Annotated in this window: 14 protein-coding genes and 1 riboswitch; of the genes, 5 read left to right on the top strand and 9 right to left on the bottom strand. The window is 73.4% G+C overall.

Going from position 1 to position 15,602, the window contains the following annotated elements:
- Positions 1–59: 59 nt before the first annotated feature.
- From ABT360_RS14750 to ABT360_RS14715, 8 genes are all read right to left on the bottom strand, one after another.
- Entirely contained in the window at positions 60–479 is a 420-nt protein-coding gene (locus ABT360_RS14750; RefSeq protein WP_444852242.1) for a cobalamin biosynthesis protein, read from the bottom strand.
- Positions 476–1,825: a cobyrinate a,c-diamide synthase gene (locus tag ABT360_RS14745; protein WP_351815017.1), complete on the bottom strand. Its 1,350-nt coding sequence runs from the start codon at positions 1,823–1,825 to the stop codon at positions 476–478. Before ABT360_RS14745 ends, ABT360_RS14750 begins: the two co-directional genes overlap by 4 nt.
- Positions 1,819–2,427 carry a cob(I)yrinic acid a,c-diamide adenosyltransferase gene (gene cobO / locus ABT360_RS14740; RefSeq protein WP_351815016.1) on the bottom strand — a complete coding sequence of 203 codons (609 nt, stop codon included), beginning with the start codon at positions 2,425–2,427 and terminating at the stop codon, positions 1,819–1,821. The genes ABT360_RS14745 and cobO overlap by 7 nt, the downstream gene beginning before the upstream one ends.
- Positions 2,427–4,433, bottom strand: coding sequence for a putative cobaltochelatase (locus ABT360_RS14735; protein WP_351815014.1), 2,007 nt, complete (start codon positions 4,431–4,433; stop codon positions 2,427–2,429). Before ABT360_RS14735 ends, cobO begins: the two co-directional genes overlap by 1 nt.
- Positions 4,430–5,944, bottom strand: a complete 1,515-nt coding sequence (locus tag ABT360_RS14730; RefSeq protein WP_351815012.1) for a cobyric acid synthase — start codon at positions 5,942–5,944, stop codon at positions 4,430–4,432. Before ABT360_RS14730 ends, ABT360_RS14735 begins: the two co-directional genes overlap by 4 nt.
- Complete coding sequence (locus ABT360_RS14725) at positions 5,941–6,891, bottom strand: cobalamin biosynthesis protein (RefSeq protein WP_351815010.1); 951 nt, start codon at positions 6,889–6,891, stop codon at positions 5,941–5,943. Before ABT360_RS14725 ends, ABT360_RS14730 begins: the two co-directional genes overlap by 4 nt.
- A 129-nt stretch (positions 6,892–7,020) precedes the next feature.
- A riboswitch (cobalamin riboswitch) is annotated at positions 7,021–7,103 on the bottom strand.
- Between the two features lie 169 nt (positions 7,104–7,272).
- Positions 7,273–7,494 carry a hypothetical protein gene (locus ABT360_RS14720; RefSeq protein WP_351815008.1) on the bottom strand — a complete coding sequence of 74 codons (222 nt, stop codon included), beginning with the start codon at positions 7,492–7,494 and terminating at the stop codon, positions 7,273–7,275.
- A 12-nt stretch (positions 7,495–7,506) separates the two neighbouring features.
- Complete coding sequence (locus ABT360_RS14715) at positions 7,507–8,760, bottom strand: inorganic phosphate transporter (RefSeq protein WP_351815007.1); 1,254 nt, start codon at positions 8,758–8,760, stop codon at positions 7,507–7,509.
- 475 nt (positions 8,761–9,235) lie between these two features.
- On the opposite strand from ABT360_RS14715, the gene ABT360_RS14710 reads away from it, so the two are divergent.
- From ABT360_RS14710 to ABT360_RS14700, 3 genes are all read left to right on the top strand, one after another.
- Positions 9,236–9,886, top strand: a complete 651-nt coding sequence (locus ABT360_RS14710) for a class II aldolase/adducin family protein (protein ID WP_351815006.1) — start codon at positions 9,236–9,238, stop codon at positions 9,884–9,886.
- Between the two features lie 70 nt (positions 9,887–9,956).
- Positions 9,957–11,084, top strand: coding sequence for an alpha/beta hydrolase (locus tag ABT360_RS14705; protein WP_351815004.1), 1,128 nt, complete (start codon positions 9,957–9,959; stop codon positions 11,082–11,084).
- A gap of 201 nt (positions 11,085–11,285) precedes the next feature.
- The gene (locus tag ABT360_RS14700) at positions 11,286–12,575 is read left to right on the top strand and encodes a hypothetical protein (RefSeq protein ID WP_351815002.1); all 1,290 of its coding nucleotides are present in this window, start codon (positions 11,286–11,288) and stop codon (positions 12,573–12,575) included.
- A 7-nt stretch (positions 12,576–12,582) separates the two neighbouring features.
- Here ABT360_RS14700 and ABT360_RS14695 read toward each other — a convergent pair whose 3' ends face one another.
- Positions 12,583–12,984 carry a VOC family protein gene (locus ABT360_RS14695; protein ID WP_351815000.1) on the bottom strand — a complete coding sequence of 134 codons (402 nt, stop codon included), beginning with the start codon at positions 12,982–12,984 and terminating at the stop codon, positions 12,583–12,585.
- 378 nt (positions 12,985–13,362) lie between these two features.
- Here ABT360_RS14695 and ABT360_RS14690 point away from each other — a divergent pair, with 378 nt between their 5' ends.
- The gene (locus ABT360_RS14690; protein WP_351814998.1) at positions 13,363–14,961 is read left to right on the top strand and encodes an ABC-F family ATP-binding cassette domain-containing protein; all 1,599 of its coding nucleotides are present in this window, start codon (positions 13,363–13,365) and stop codon (positions 14,959–14,961) included.
- Positions 14,962–15,271: 310 nt separating this feature from the next.
- Positions 15,272–15,493 carry a helix-turn-helix domain-containing protein gene (locus tag ABT360_RS14685; protein WP_006123601.1) on the top strand — a complete coding sequence of 74 codons (222 nt, stop codon included), beginning with the start codon at positions 15,272–15,274 and terminating at the stop codon, positions 15,491–15,493.
- The last annotated feature ends 109 nt before the right edge of the window (positions 15,494–15,602 follow it).

Raw genomic sequence — 15,602 nt, 5'->3', positions numbered from 1 at the left:
AAGTGGGGGGTGGGGGACGGGAGACCGAGGGCCTCCCGGAAGCGCTCCATGAACAGGGTCTAACACTCCGGTGTCTCCCCACCGGTGTACCCGTGACCCACATTCAACAACCGCCTGCGCGCCACCGCACATGTCACCCGCTCCTTCCCCGACTTCCGCTTCGGTACGAGGAGTTCGCCCCCGCCCGCCAGCGCCGCCGCCTCCGCCACCGACGGCGTTCCGACGGCCGCCAGTACGGCCCCCGACGGACCCGGTACGGCGACCAGCGCCAAGTCCCCCGCCGGGTACGTACGCAAGGGAACGCCCAGCCGCGCCGCGGCCTCGACGATGCCCGCCTCGCCCGCCTTGGCGTCGACCGTCGCCAGCTCGCCCACCGCGGACGCGGACAGCCCCGCCTCCCGCAACGTCGCCTCGATCAGCGCGAGCACCGCGGGGGCGGTCACGCCCCGCCCGGCCCCCACACCGACCACCACCGTCATCGCGCGCCGGACCCCGCGCAGTGCTCCACGAACCGCCGCGCCGTCCCCGGCACGGCCGCCCAGTGCGTATGCACGTAACTCGCGTGCACACCGTCCTGGACGAAGCCCTCCACACGCCGCTCCGGCTGCCGCAGCCCCCACGCGGGCGCCGCGCCCGCGCCCGGCTCGATCACCGTGCGGTGGAACTCGTGCCCCCGCATCCGCGTGCCGGCCGCCGCCAGCGGACTGTCGCTGACGGCCACCGCGTCCCGGTAGCCCAGCGTCAGCCGCTGCGACATCCGCGCCTCCGCGTCCAGGACACCGCACATCGGCTGCCCGTCCAGCGACCGTGCCAGATACAGCAGTCCGGCACACTCGGCGGCGACGGGAGCCCCGGTCGCCGCCAGTTCCGCGACCGCCTTCCGGAGCCGCGCGTTGGCCGACAGCTCCGCCCCGTACATCTCGGGGAACCCGCCCCCGATCACCAACCCGCCCGTCCCCTCCGGCAGTTCCTCGTCGCGCAAGGGATCGAACGTCACGACCTGGGCACCCGCCGCCGTCAGCAACTCCGCGTGCTCGGCGTACGAGAACGTGAACGCGGCGCCCCCGGCGACGGCCACGACCGGCCGCCCGGCGACCGGCTCCGAGGACGGCTCCCACGCCTCCACGTGCAACTCCGGTGCGCTGCGCGCCAACGCCAGCAGCGCCTCCAGGTCGCACCCCGCCCGCACCTGCTCCGCCTGCGCCGCGACCGCCTCCACCGCCGCGGCCTGCCGCTCGGCGACCGGCACCAGCCCCAGGTGCCGCGACGGCGTCGACACCGCCGGCGCGCGCCGCAGCACGCCCAGCACGGGCACGCCCGACTCACCGAGCGCCTCGCGCAGCAGGTGCTCGTGCCGGTCGGTGGCCACCTTGTTGAGGATGACCCCGCCGATCCGCACCTCCGGGTCCCAGGACGCGAACCCGTGCACCAGCGCCGCGACCGACCGGGACTGCGACGAGGCGTCCACCACCAGCACCACAGGTGCCTTCAGCAGCTTGGCCACCTGCGCGGTGGACGCCAGCTCGCCCTGGTCCGCGGCACCGTCGTACAGGCCCATCACGCCCTCCACGACGGCCAGGTCGCAGCCGCGTGAGCCGTGCGCGAAGAGCGGCGCGATCAGGTCCGTCCCGCACATGTAGGCGTCGAGGTTGCGGCCCGGGCGGCCGGTGGCGAGCGCGTGGTAGCCCGGGTCGATGTAGTCGGGGCCGACCTTGTGCGGGGACACCGCGAGACCACGGCCGGCGAACGCGGCCATCAGGCCGGTCGCGACCGTGGTCTTGCCCGCGCCGGACGACGGCGCGGCGATGACGAGACGTGCTACCACTCGATGCCCCGCTGGCCCTTCTGACCCGCGTCCATCGGGTGCTTGACCTTCGACATGTCGGTGACCAGGTCGGCGAACTCGCACAGCTCGGCGGGCGCGTTGCGGCCGGTGATCACCACGTGCTGCTGACCGGGCCGGTTCCGCAGCACCTCGACCACCTCCGAGGTGTCGATCCACCCCCAGTGCAGCAGGTACGCGAACTCGTCGAGGACGTAGAACTTGTACTTCTCCTCGGCGAGGTCCCGCTTGACCTGCTCCCAGCCCTCGCGCGCCTTGTCCTCGTGCGACTGCTCCCCCTCGGCCGGCTCGCGCTGGATCCAGGACCAGCCCTCGCCCATCTTGTTCCAGGTCACGGTCCCGCCCTTGCCGGTCTCGCCGAGCGCCTTGAGGGCGTTCTCCTCGCCGACCTTCCACTTGGCGGACTTGACGAACTGGAACACCCCGATCGGCCAGCCCTGGTTCCAGGCGCGCAGCGCCATGCCGAAGGCGGCGGTCGACTTCCCCTTGCCGACGCCCGTGTGCACCATCACCAGCGCACGGTTGCGGCGCTGGCGGGTGGTGAGTCCGTCGTCCGGTACGACGGTCGGCTGTCCCTGCGGCATTAAGCGGCCCTCCCAGTAGTTGCTCTGACATCCCTGACGAGACCCGCGATGGCGTCCGCCCGCAGTTCGTCGAGTGTGACGGCGGTGCCGCCGAGGTCACGGGCCAGCTCGCCGGCCATCCCCAGCCGTACCGGCCCGGTCTCGCAGTCCACGACCACCGACGCGGTGCCCTCCGAAGCGTGCAGCCCGGCCGCCCGCGCGGCCAGCGCCACCGGCTCCGGCCCGCCGGTCGCCCGGCCGTCGGTGACGACCACCAGCAGGGGGCGGCGTGCCGGGTCGCGCAACCGCTCCACCCGCAGCACGTCGTGCGCCTTGAGCAGCCCGGCCGCGAGCGGCGTGCGCCCCCCGGTCGGCAGCTGCTCCAGGCGGGCGGCGGCCGCGTCGACGGACGACGTGGGCGGCAGGGCGAGATCGGCCGACGAGCCCCGGAAGGTCACCAGCCCGACCTTGTCGCGCCGCTGGTAGGCGTCCAGCAGCAGCGACAACACCGCGCCCTTGACCGCGCCCATCCGCTGCCTGGCCGCCATCGAACCGGACGCGTCCACCACGAACAGCACCAGGTTCCCCTCGCGCCCCTCGCGCGTCGCCTGCCGCAGATCGTCACGCCGTACGACCAGCCCGGGACCCGACCGGCCGCGCGCCCGCTGGTGCGGAGCCGCCGCCTGCACCGTCGCCGCCAGGTGCAGCTTGGTCAGCGCCCCCTGCGGCCGCCGCGCCCCGGTCGTCCTGCCGTGCTCGGTACGCGCACGGGAACGGCGCCCCGCCGCGCCCTCGCCCAGGCCCGGCACGCTCAGCATCTTCGTACGGAACGGCTCGGCGGCCTTGACGGGCGCCTGCTCGGGCGCACCGCCGCCGGGACTCGGAGCGGGTGCGGGAGCCGGGGGTTCCTCAGGGGCGGCGTCCGGTTCACCACCCTGCGGGGGTACGCCACCGCCGCCGGGGCCGCCACCACCGGGACCGTCCGGCCCCGGATCGGGGTCGTCGTCCCCGCCCCCGAACTCCTCCAGGGTCTCGTCCAGCTTGTCCTCGTCGAGCCCCGGCGCGTCGAAGGGGTTGCGCCTGCGCCGGTGCGGCAGCGCCAGCAGCGCCGCCTGCCGTACGTCGTCGGACGTGACGTCCGTGCGCCCCGCCCACGCGGCCAGCGCCGTCGCGGTCCGCGCCATCACGATGTCGGCGCGCATGCCGTCCACCTCGAACGCCGCGCACGTCGCCGCGATCTGCCGCAGCGCCGCGTCCCCCAGGGTCACCTGCGGCAGCAGCGCCCGCGCGGCCACGATCCGTTCCCGCAGCGCGGCCTCCTCGTCGGCCCACCGCGCCGCGAAGGCGGCCGGGTCGTCGTCGTACGCCAGCCGGCGCCGCACCACCTCGACCCGCTGGTCGGGCTCCCGCGAGGCGGCCACCTCCACGGTCAGCCCGAACCGGTCCAGCAACTGCGGCCGCAGCTCGCCCTCCTCCGGGTTCATCGTCCCGACCAGCAGGAAGCGCGCGGCATGCCGTACGGAGACGCCCTCCCGCTCCACGTACGAGGCACCCATGGCGGCCGCGTCCAGCAGCAGGTCCACCAGGTGGTCGTGGAGGAGGTTGACCTCGTCGACGTACAGCACGCCCCGGTGCGCGTCCGCCAGCAGGCCGGGCTCGAACGCCTTGACGCCGTCCGCGAGCGCCCGCTCGATGTCCAGCGCGCCCACCAGCCGGTCCTCGGAGGCGCCCACGGGCAGCTCGACCATGCGGGCTGGCCGCGCCACGCCCGTACCGGCCTCGTGCGGCCCGTCGGGACACGCAGGGTCGGGGGAGCCGGGCGCGCAGGAGAAGCGGCAGCCGGGCACGACGTCCACGTCCGGCATCAGGGCGGCGAGGGCACGCACGGCCGTCGACTTGGCGGTGCCCTTCTCACCGCGTACGAGGACACCGCCGACGGCCGGGGACACCGCGTTCAGCAGCAGCCCGAGCCGCAGGTCGTCCATGCCGACGATCGCGGTGAAGGGGTAGTGGGGTGCAGCGCTCATGAAGGTGCTCCGGGTGCGATGAAGGGAAGTCCTGTGGGCGGGCCCTGCTCGATCAGTTTCCAGAGAGCGTCCGTGTCCGCGTGTTCCTCGATCAGGTCGCCGAGCCGGTCCAGCTGTTCCTCGCGCAGGGCGCCGAAGGCCGTGTCGGGCGCCGGGACGAACCGCCGGCCGGCCGCCTGGGCCACCTCCCGGAGGAACGCGCGGCGGAATCCGTCGCTCTCCAGCGAGCCGTGCCAGTGCGTACCCCACACCGCCCCGACGCGGCAGCCGTCCAGGAACGGCTCGCCGCCCTGTACCGCGGCGACGCCGTGGTGGATCTCGTACCCCTCGACCCGCTCGCCGAGGGCCTCGCCGACCGGCCGGGCCAGGGTCTTCTCGGGCGCGAACCGCACCCGTACCGGCAGCAGGCCGAGTCCGGCCACCTCGCCGGCCCGGGATTCGACGTCGTCCTCGATGTGCTCGCCCAGCGCCTGGAAACCGCCGCAGATGCCCAGCACCGGACGGCCTTCGGCGGCCCGCCGGGTGATCGCGTCCGCCAGGCCCCGCTCACGCAGCCACGCCAGCGCCTTCACCGTCCCGCGCGTGCCCGGCACCACGACCAGGTCCGCGTCGACGAGCTCCTCCGGGCGGTCCACGAACCGGACCACGACCCCCGGCTCGGCGGCCAGCGCGTCGACGTCGGTGAAGTTGGACATCAGCGGTACGGCGCAGACGGCGACGCGCAGCACGTCCTCGCCGACCGGCGGTGCCACGACCGACTCGCGCACCGCGCCGCGCAGGGACACGCGCAGCCCGTCCTCCTCGTCGATGCCGAGCCCGTGCGCGTACGGCAGGACGCCGAACGTCCGGCGCCCCGTCAGGCCCAGCAGCATGTCGAGGCCCGGCTCCAGCAGCGTCACATCGCCCCGGAACTTGTTGACCAGGTAGCCCGCGATCAGGTCCTGGTCCCCGGGCGCCAGCAGCGCCGTCGTCCCGAAGAACTGCGCGAAGACCCCGCCCCGGTCGATGTCACCGACCACGACCACCGGGAAACGGGCGGCCCGCGCGATGCCCATGTTGACGATGTCGTTGCGGCGGAGGTTGATCTCGGCGGGACTGCCCGCGCCCTCGCAGATGACCGCGTCGTACGTGCTCCGCAGCTCCTCCAGGCACTCCACGACCGTGCCGAGCAGCGCCTGCTGCCGGCCTCCGTGGTAGCCGCGCGCGCTCAGCTCGCCGACCGGCCTGCCCATCAGCACGACCTGACTGGAACGGTCACTGCCCGGCTTCAGCAGCACCGGGTTCATCAGCGCGGTCGGCTCGACGCGCGCCGCCTGCGCCTGCATGGCCTGGGCGCGCCCGATCTCCGCGCCCTCGCGCGTGACGAACGAGTTGAGGGACATGTTCTGCCCCTTGAACGGCGCGACCTTCACGCCCTGCCGCACCAGCCAGCGGCAGATGCCGGCCGTGACGACGCTCTTGCCCGCGTCGGACGTGGTGCCCGCGACGAGCAGCCCCCCGCCTCTGTTCATGTACGCCTCCGCTTGATCGCCCCGTACGCCAGCCGCCCGCCCACGCACACCGCGAGCGTGAGGGCACTCACCCGGCGCGACAACCGCACCGCACGCTCGATGTCCGCCACCTCCACGGCCCGGCCCTCCCCGTTGAGCACGGGCCGGTGCTCGACGCGGCCACCGTACGAGAGCGTCCCGCCGAGCCGTACGCCCAGCGCGCCCGCGAACGACGCCTCGACCGGGCCCGCGTTGGGGCTCGGGTGCTTGGCCGCGTCGGCCCGCCAGGCCCGTACCGCGCCGCGCGGGTCACCGCCCGCGACCGCCGCCAGGGCGGCCGTCAGGCGGGCGCCGGGCCAGCCGGCCACGTCGTCGAGGCGGGCGGACGCCCAGCCGAAGCGGCGGTACTTCGGCGACTTGTGCCCGACCATCGCGTCCAGGGTGTTCACCGCCCGGAACGCCACCAGCCCCGGCACACCGCCGATCGCGCCCCAGACCAGGGCGCCGACCACGGCGTCGGAGGTGTTCTCGGCGACCGACTCGACCACCGCGCGGGCGATGCCGGGGCCGTCCAGGGCCTGCGGGTCGCGCCCGCACAGGTGCGGCAGCCGCTCCCGCGCCACCTCCAGGTCACCGGCGGCCAGCGCGCCCCCGATGGCGCGGGCCTCGCGGCCCAGGGTCGTACCGCCGACCACGGCCCACACGGAGGCGGCGGTCAGCGCGACGGGAAGGGCGCGCCGGTCGCGTACCGCCCGGGCGGCGAGCGCCGCCGCGCCGGCCGCGCCTCCGGCGCACACCACGGCGTGCAGCGCGCCCCACGCGCGGTGGTCGCGCCACAGCACGCCCTCGACACCGGCGGCGGCGCGCCCGAAGGCGGCTACGGGGTGCCCATGGCGGGGATCGGCGAGGAGCAGGTCGGCGGCGAGCCCGGCGGCGGCGCCGTACGCGAACACATGGTCGCTGCGCATCGGATCAGCCCGCCGATACGCCTCGCCGACCGTCTGGACGTGGATGTCTGTACGCAGCTGAACGGCAGCCGGGCATGGGCGATGTCCTCACTCAGGGTCCGCGCCCTGGCTCGACGTGACCGGCGACGAGAGTTCCTGACTCATCCGGCCCTCCTGTTCGGTGGGCCGGACTCACAGTGGCGGGACCGCGCCGGATTCGCACCGGCTTCCTCTCCTGCCGCCGTAATGGCCCCGGCAGTCCACCACGCCCCGCGACGCCCGTCAACTCGCCGTTGACCTGCGGCGGGAGGGTGTGTTGAGGCACACACCGGCGCACGAGGCCGGGCACGACGGCGCCCCCGGAACGAAAACCGTTCCGGGGGCGCCGTCGTGCGTTCGTCGTCAGGTGACGATCAGGAAAATCCCGTACGCCACGGCCGCCGCGCAGAGCGCGAAGCACGCGTACGCGCCGGTGCGGGCCAGGGCGCCGGAGCCGCCGTTCGCGGAGGCCGTCTCCTGCTTGGAGAGGCCGACGATGCCGAGGGTGAACAGGCCCACCAGTGCGACGGTGGCCAGGAGGCTGACCCCGAAGACGGAGCCGAGAGCTGCCCAGTCGATCTTCATGCTGTTCTTTCCTTACACCGTGGCGGCGGGAGTCGCGGTGGTCTCGCCGGCCGGAGCCGGGATGGTGGCCTTGAGGTCGTCGGATGCGGCCGCGACGGCGGCGGTCGGCGGCGGGGTGACGGCCGCCATCGCGGTGGTCACGACGCCCGCGGGCTCACCGTCCGCGTCCACGTCGTTGACGTTGGTGTGGTCGACGACCTGGCGGCGGGAGATGAACCAGATCGCGGCGCAGGAGGCGATCAGGAAGACCACGACGGCGGCGACGCCCCAGTCGCCCTGCCGGGTCACGAGCTCCGAAACGGCGGCGACCAGGCCGGCGGCCGGGAGGGTCAGGCCCCAGGCGACGAACATCCGGGTGGCCGTGGACCAGCGGACCACGCCGCCCTTGCGGCCGAGGCCCGCGCCCATCACGGCGCCGGAGCAGGAGTGCGTCGTCGAGAGCGAGAAGCCCAGGTTGGAGGAGGCCAGGATGACGGCCGCCGCGCTGGTCTGGGCGGCGAAGCCCTGCTGCGGCTGGAGGTCGGTGAGGCCCTTGCCCATGGTGCGGATGATGCGCCAGCCACCGAGGTAGGTGCCGAGCGCGATGGCGACACCGGCGGAGACGATCACCCAGACCGGCGGGTTGGAGCCGGGGGCGAGGGCACCGGCGGCGACCAGGGCCAGGGTGATGATGCCCATGGTCTTCTGCGCGTCGTTGGTGCCGTGAGCCAGGGAGACCAGACCGGCGGAGGTGATCTGACCGGCGCGGTAGCCCTTGCGGCCGGTCTTCTCGTCGATGTTCGCGCCGGCCTTGTAGGTCAGGCGGGCGGCGAGCATCGCGGCGAGGCCGGCGACCAGCGGCGCGGCGATGGCCGGGATCAGGACCTTGGTGACGACGACGCCGCCGTTGACGCCGCTGATGCCGACCGAGGCGATGGTGGCGCCGATCAGGCCGCCCATCAGGGCGTGGGAGGAGCTGGACGGCAGACCGACCAGCCAGGTCAGCAGGTTCCACAGGATCGCGCCGACGAGCGCCGCGAAGATCACTTCGGGTTGGATGCCCTCTTCGTTGACGAGCCCGCTGGAGATCGTCTTGGCGACCTCGACGGACAGGAAGGCACCGACCAGGTTGAGCACGGCGGACATGGCCACCGCCGTCTTGGGCTTCATCGCGCCGGTCGAGATGGTGGTCGCCATCGCGTTGGCGGTGTCATGGAAACCGTTCGTGAAATCGAACACTAGAGCTGTCACGACCACAATGGCGAGCAGCAGCGTGATGTGTTCCATTTACCCAGGCAATCGTTCGACGTCAGTGGCTCGGCGAACGTAAGCAACCTGAGTGAACGGAAGGTGAACTGGGTCGGGCGTCATGGTGACCCAAACCGGGCTGCCCCCGTTCCGCTTCCGCCCTCTCCGGTGCAAGCCGATGGGCCCGGGCCCGGGATCTGGGCGGTTTCGGCCCTCTTACCGTCTCTTCCTGTCCTTTCGTGAAGGTCCTCCAGTCGGCTGGTCGCCCCGCAGAAGAGATTCTTGTCACCCCCCTTCCTGTCGCCGCTTTCTCCGCCCCCGCCGCTCCGTAGGGGCGGAAACCCGAAGCGGCCGCCGCTCCTGGCCCCACCGGAGCCTGCCGGGCTCCGGTCCCGGAGGGGCGGCCCACCACCCCGAGGTCGCCGGGCAGGCCGGACCCCCGGCCCCGGAGGGGCGACCCACCGCCCCAAGGGTCGCCGGGACACTGCGAGGAGCGGCTGAAAGGATCGGGTGCATGACACAGGACGCGATCGAGCGGGCATGGGACGCACTGGTCGGCACCGCCCGCAGGACAGTGACGGACGGGCTGGTCGTCGGGACCTCAGGAAACGTTTCCGCGCGGGTGGGCGACCTGGTGCTCGTCACCCCCAGCGGCGTGCCCTACGACCGGCTCACCCCCGCGGACACCGTCGCCGTCGACCTCGACGGCACCCAGGTGCGCGGCCGGCTCGCCCCCACCAGCGAACTGCCCATGCACCTGGAGATCTACCGCCACACCGACGCCCGCGCCGTCGTGCACACCCACGCCGTGCACGCCACCGCCGTCTCGACCCTCGTCACCGAACTCCCGCTGATCCACTACATGGCCGCTGCGCTCGGCGGCCCCGTCCGCGTCGCCCCGTACGCCCTGTACGGGACGGAGGAACTGGCCGAGCACATGCTGCGCGCCCTCGACGGCCGTACGGGCTGCCTGCTGCGCAACCACGGAACGGTCACCTACGGCGCCTCCCTGGACCAGGCCTACGACCGCACGGCCCAACTGGAGTGGATGTGCCACGTGTGGCTCACCGCCTGCTCCGTCCCCGGTCACACCCCCAGCCTGCTGTCCGCCGCCGAACTGCACGAGGTGGCGGAGAAGTTCCGCGGCTACGGCCAGACCCGCTGACCGCGCCGGCCGCCACGCCGCAGGACGCCGCCCACTGGCATCCGCCCCCTCGGGTGCCGACACTGGAACGGTGCGCCCGGCTACAGCGACGGCAGCGGCCGTCACCACTCTGATCGGTGCCGGCGCGGCCGCGGTCGCGGCCGGCCGGTACGCCAGCAGCGCCGCGCTCAAGGTGCCGCCCGGCCGGCCCCTGCCCGGCGAGCCCCGGCTCACCGTGCACGCCACGGCCGCCGGGCAGATCACCCTGACCCGCTGCCTCACCTCCCGGCGGCCCGGCACCTACGGCCTGGCCGGGCCCGACGTCCACGCCGTCGTCGGCCCCGTCCTGGACGACGTGCCGCACACCGCCGACACCGTCGTACGCCGCCTCGAACGGGTCACCGAGGGCCGACTGGAGGTCGGCAGCCGCGTCGGGTTCACGCCCCAGCTCCACACCGGCACCCCCGCCACCGCGCTCGGCCTGGAGTACCAGAACGTGGAGGTGCCCGGCGAACTCGGCGCCCTGCCGGCCTGGTTCGTGCCCGCCGCCCGCTCGACCTGGGTCATCGCCGTCCATGGCATCGGCACCACCCGCGAGCACCCCATGAACCTCATGGGGTTCCTCCACCGGATGCGTCTCCCGGTGCTCGACCTCGCCTACCGCGGCGACCCCGGAGCGCCCCGCCCCGTCGGCGGACTCGGCCACCTCGGCGACTCCGAGTGGCGCGACCTGGACGCCGCGATCCGCCACGCCGTGCGGCACGGCGCCGAACGCGTCATCCTCCACGGCTGGTCCACCGGAGCCGCCATGGCGCTGCACGCCGCCGCCAACTGCGGCCTCCGCGACCGGATCAGCGGCCTCGTCCTCGACTCCCCGGTCCTGGACTGGGAGGCCACCGTGCGCGCCCTGGCCACCGCCCGCCGCATCCCCGCCCCGCTGCTCCCGCTCGCCGTCCGCGCCGCCCAGGGCAGCACCGGGGTGCACGGCGACCGGCTCGCCGAAGCGGCCGACCCGCAGGGACTACGCGTCCCGACGCTCGTCTTCCACGGCCCCGACGACCACCTCGCCCCCTGGCGGACATCCCGCGACCTCGCCTCCCGCCGCGCCGACCTGGTCACCCTCCACACCGTCCGCGACGCCCCCCACGCCGCCATGTGGAACGCCGACCCGCACCGCTACGAAGAAGCCATGCGCCGCTTCCTCACCTCCCTCGTCTGACCCTCCACGCGCGCTCCGCGCAGCGCTCCCCGACGGCCCCCGCCCCCGGCACGAACCCGGCGAATCGGATTCCGTTTGGGCTTTCGGGGCGTCAGCGGGAAGACTGCCCCCGTGACGTCTCGAAAGCCTGATGAGCAACTGGCGCGCAATTCCAGACTCCGACTCGTCCGTCCGCGGCCCCTGACCACGGCCCGACGGGCCGTGACGACCCGGCGTACCCGGCCGGTGCCGCGGCCGCCGGAGGGGACACCGCCGCCCGCCGAGCTGGCCCGACAGGCGAGGACGGTGCTCGCCGACGCCGTGCGCATCGCCCGCTGGGCCGCCGTCGAGCGGGACCGCGACCACGACCAGGACGCCACCTCCGCCACGGAACGGGCCGCAGCCGCCCTCAACATGACCCCCGCTCAGGTGCGCGCCGGCTGGGACCGCGCCCGGCTCGCCGGACTCGTCGAACTCCACGGCGACACCGCCCGCCCCGGCTGGCGGCTGCGCGCCTGGGACCGGGACGACTCCGCCGTACTGCGCGGCTGGGTCGCTCTCTTCGACGCCTGGTCGCTCGTGCACCCGGCGCCCCACGACGTCGCCCCCGCGGCCGTCGCCGAGGTCGTGGAAGCCGTCCCCCAGGTGCTCTCCCTCCTCCAGCTCTCCGCCGGGCCCGTGGCCGTCCCGGCCCTGCTCGACCTGCTCCGGCAGCGCGTCGCCGAACTCCGCGACGAGCGCTGCGAGGTCCAGGGCGGCCCGCGGCAGCCGCCGCCCCTCCCCGGCCCCGATTCCCTCGCCCGCCTGCTCGACTGGGCCCTGGAGGGCCTCGCCGCCGTCGGCGCACTGACCCTCGGCGACGGCCAGGCCACCCTCACCCCCCTGGGGAACTGGGCGGTGTGGGTCAAGCTGGAGCAGATCTGCGTGGCCGCCCAGAGCCCCGCCGGGCACATCGAGCAGTCGGCCGAGGACATGCTGCGCGGCTGCGCCCGCCTCACCCCGGGCCCCGCCCGGGTCGAGTACCGCGCCTGGCTCGCCGCCCGCCCCGTCGGCAGCGCCGTCACCGAGCTGCTCACCGTCGCCCGGGGCGAGGACGCCCTGCTGCGCGGCCTCGCCTTCGAGGCGCTCCGGGTCGTCGGCGCCCCCGCCGAGGCCGAGGTCCGGGCCGCCGCCGAAGAGGTCTGCCTGCGCCCCTACGCCCTGCTCTGGCTCGCCGAGTACGAGGGCGCCGACCCCGACGACGCCCCCGACGTCCTGACCCGCGAGGAGGCCACCTGGCTCTGGGTGGACACCGCGGCTGCCGTCGCCGACCACGGCGAGAGCGCCCTCCTGGTCCGCCACCTCGAGTCCGCCGTCCAGGGCACGGTCCCCGCCCTGCTCGACGAGGTCCGGGCGGTGGGCCATCCCCGCACCGTCCAGGTCCTGGTCGCCCTGGCGGCGGCACACCCCGACCCCGCCCTCGCCAAAGCGGTGCGCCGCGCGGCCTTCCAGGTCCACACCGGCGGGGCGTGACCCGGCGCTACCCCGCGGCGCCGGGGGCGTACGTCCCGAAGCTCCAGACGTTGCCCTCGGCGTCCCGCGCCATGTAGTCCCGCGAGCCGTACTCCTGGTCCGTGGGCGGCATCAGGATCTCCACCCCGTGCTCCACGGCCCGGGCATGGTGCGCGTCCACGTCCTCCACCACCACGTACACCCCCACCGGGCCCGCGCCCGCCATCGCCTTGGCGAAGACCCCGTCCCCGCCCTTGGTGCCCAGCATCACCATGCCGTTCCCATGGGCCAGCTCGGAGTGGACGACGTAGCCGTCCTCGCCCTCGTACACACTCACCTCGGTGAAACCGAAGGCTTCCTTCAGCGTTCTGATGGCCGCCTTCGCGTCGTCGTACAGGATCGTCGGATAGATGCTCGGTACGTTCGCCATGCTGATCACTCTCCGATTCGGCGCTCGACTTCGACCTTTCGGCCTTGCGGCCTTCGACCTTGCGACGTTCGACCTTGCGACTGTGATCCGGATCTCAGCTGTTCCTCAGTCTGGCACCCGCCACTGACAACGCCGCCCCGGGCGCCCCGCGCTCACCGGAAGGTGTTGCACACTCCCGGAAAGCGCCCGCGCACGCTCCCGACCCGCACGGGCCACCGACCACCGCGCGTCTCCCGGCGCTCCATCGTGGCCGAAAAGCAGTTGCACCCGCCCGTTAGACTGGCCCGTATGGCCATTCTCCCCGTGCATTAGACCGGCGTCGAAGCCACCGCACCCGATGTCCTTCCGCCGTCTTCCCCACCGCCCTGGAGTCTGTCCGTGATCACCGCTTCCGGCATCGAGCTGCGCGCCGGCGCCCGCGTTCTCATCGAGTCCGCTTCCTTCCGCATCGCCAGGGGCGACCGCATCGGCCTGGTCGGCCGCAACGGCGCCGGCAAGACCACCCTGACCAAGTGCCTCGCCGGCGAGGGCGTCCCCGCCGGCGGCACGATCTCCCGCTCCGGCGAGGTCGGCTACCTCCCGCAGGACCCCCGCACCGGTGACCTCGACGTCCTGGCCCGCGACCGCGTCCTCTCCGCCCGCGGCCTCGACCTCCTGCTCCGCAAGATGCGGCAGAACGAGGAGCGCATCGCGAACGGCACGGGCGCCACCCGGGAGAAGGCACTGCGCCAGTACGAGCGCCAGGAGACGGAGTTCCTCACCAAGGGCGGGTACGCCGCCGAGGCCGAGGCCGCCACCATCGCCGCCGCCCTCGGCCTGCCCGACCGGGTCCTCGGCCAGCCGCTGCACACGCTCTCCGGTGGTCAGCGCCGCCGCGTCGAGCTCGCCCGCATCCTGTTCTCGGACGCCGACACCCTGCTCCTCGACGAGCCGACCAACCACCTCGACGCGGACTCGATCGTCTGGCTGCGCGACTACCTGAAGACGTACCGCGGCGGCTTCATCGTCATCTCCCACGACGTCGACCTCGTCGAGACCGTCGTGAACAAGGTCTTCTACCTGGACGCCAACCGGTCGACGATCGACGTCTACAACATGGGCTGGAAGCTCTACCAGCAGCAGCGCGAGGCGGACGAGAAGCGCCGCAAGCGCGAGCGCCAAAACGCCGAGAAGAAGGCCGCCGCCCTCAACTCGCAGGCCGACAAGATGCGCGCCAAGGCCACCAAGACCGTCGCCGCGCAGAACATGGCCCGCCGCGCCGAGCGGCTGCTGTCCGGCCTCGAAGAGGTCCGCGCCTCCGACAAGGTCGCCAAGCTCCGCTTCCCCGAGCCCGCGCCCTGCGGCAAGACCCCGCTCACCGCGGAGGGGCTCTCCAAGTCCTACGGGTCCCTGGAGATCTTCACCGACGTGGACCTCGCCATCGACAAGGGGTCGCGGGTCGTCATCCTCGGCCTCAACGGCGCGGGCAAGACGACGCTGCTGCGGCTGCTGGCCGGGGTCGAGAAGCCGGACACCGGCCAGGTCGTCCCCGGCCACGGCCTCAAGCTGGGCTACTACGCCCAGGAGCACGAGACCCTCGACCCGGACCGCACCGTCCTGGAGAACATGCGGTCGGCCGCGCCGGACCTCGACCTCGTCGAGGTGCGCAAGACGCTCGGCTCCTTCCTGTTCTCCGGCGACGACGTCGACAAGCCGGCAGGTGTCCTCTCCGGTGGTGAGAAGACCAGGCTGGCGCTGGCCACCCTGGTCGTCTCCTCGGCCAACGTCCTGCTGCTCGACGAGCCGACCAACAACCTCGACCCGGCCAGCCGCGAGGAGATCCTCGGCGCCCTGCGCACCTACAAGGGCGCCGTCGTCCTCGTCACGCACGACGAGGGCGCCGTCGACGCCCTCCAGCCGGAGCGGATCATCCTGCTGCCGGACGGGGTCGAGGACCTGTGGGGCGCGGACTACAAGGACCTGGTGGCCCTGGCGTAACCCCGGCCCGATCGTCTCCGTATGGATCATTCGGCCTACGTGTGATCCGTCATCTGAGTGAGTACGTCTCATACTGCGGCGTGGCGCCGGGTTGATTTCGCGACCCGGCCACACGCCGCTTTTCTTCCTCTCGCGCCGCCCTGACCTGGCGTTTCCTCGAAATTCAGCCTCCTGGCACCGGACCGCGGGCCGGAAAGCGGCCCCGGGGCGGCGAAACCTTGCCGCACGGACCTTGTCGAATGGCTGGCCAGGAAGCGCCCGAGGGGTGATCATGAGAAGACCAGAGCGCACTTCCCATGAGGAGGCACGGGTGGCCGAGACTCTGAAGAAGGGCAGCCGGGTGACCGGCGCCGCGCGCGACAAGCTCGCGGCAGACCTGAAGAAGAAGTACGACTCCGGTGCGAGCATCCGGGCATTGGCCGAGGAGACGGGCCGATCCTACGGATTCGTCCACCGGATGCTGAGCGAATCCGGAGTCACGCTGCGTGGACGCGGCGGAGCGACGCGAGGCAAGAAGGCCGCTTCGGCCTGACGGCCCCTGCGACTGACAGCCGAGCGCGGCTCGTCCGGCCCCACCGGTTACGGCAGGGCCACCCGGTCGATCGCAGTGTCGGCCGGGTGGTTACTGTGCAGTCACTTAA

The organism is Streptomyces sp. NPDC000229, from assembly GCF_040300825.1.
Lineage (GTDB): Bacteria > Actinomycetota > Actinomycetes > Streptomycetales > Streptomycetaceae > Streptomyces.
The sequence above is the reverse complement of the archived record's forward strand: the minus strand, read 5'-3'. Positions and strand labels throughout refer to the sequence as shown.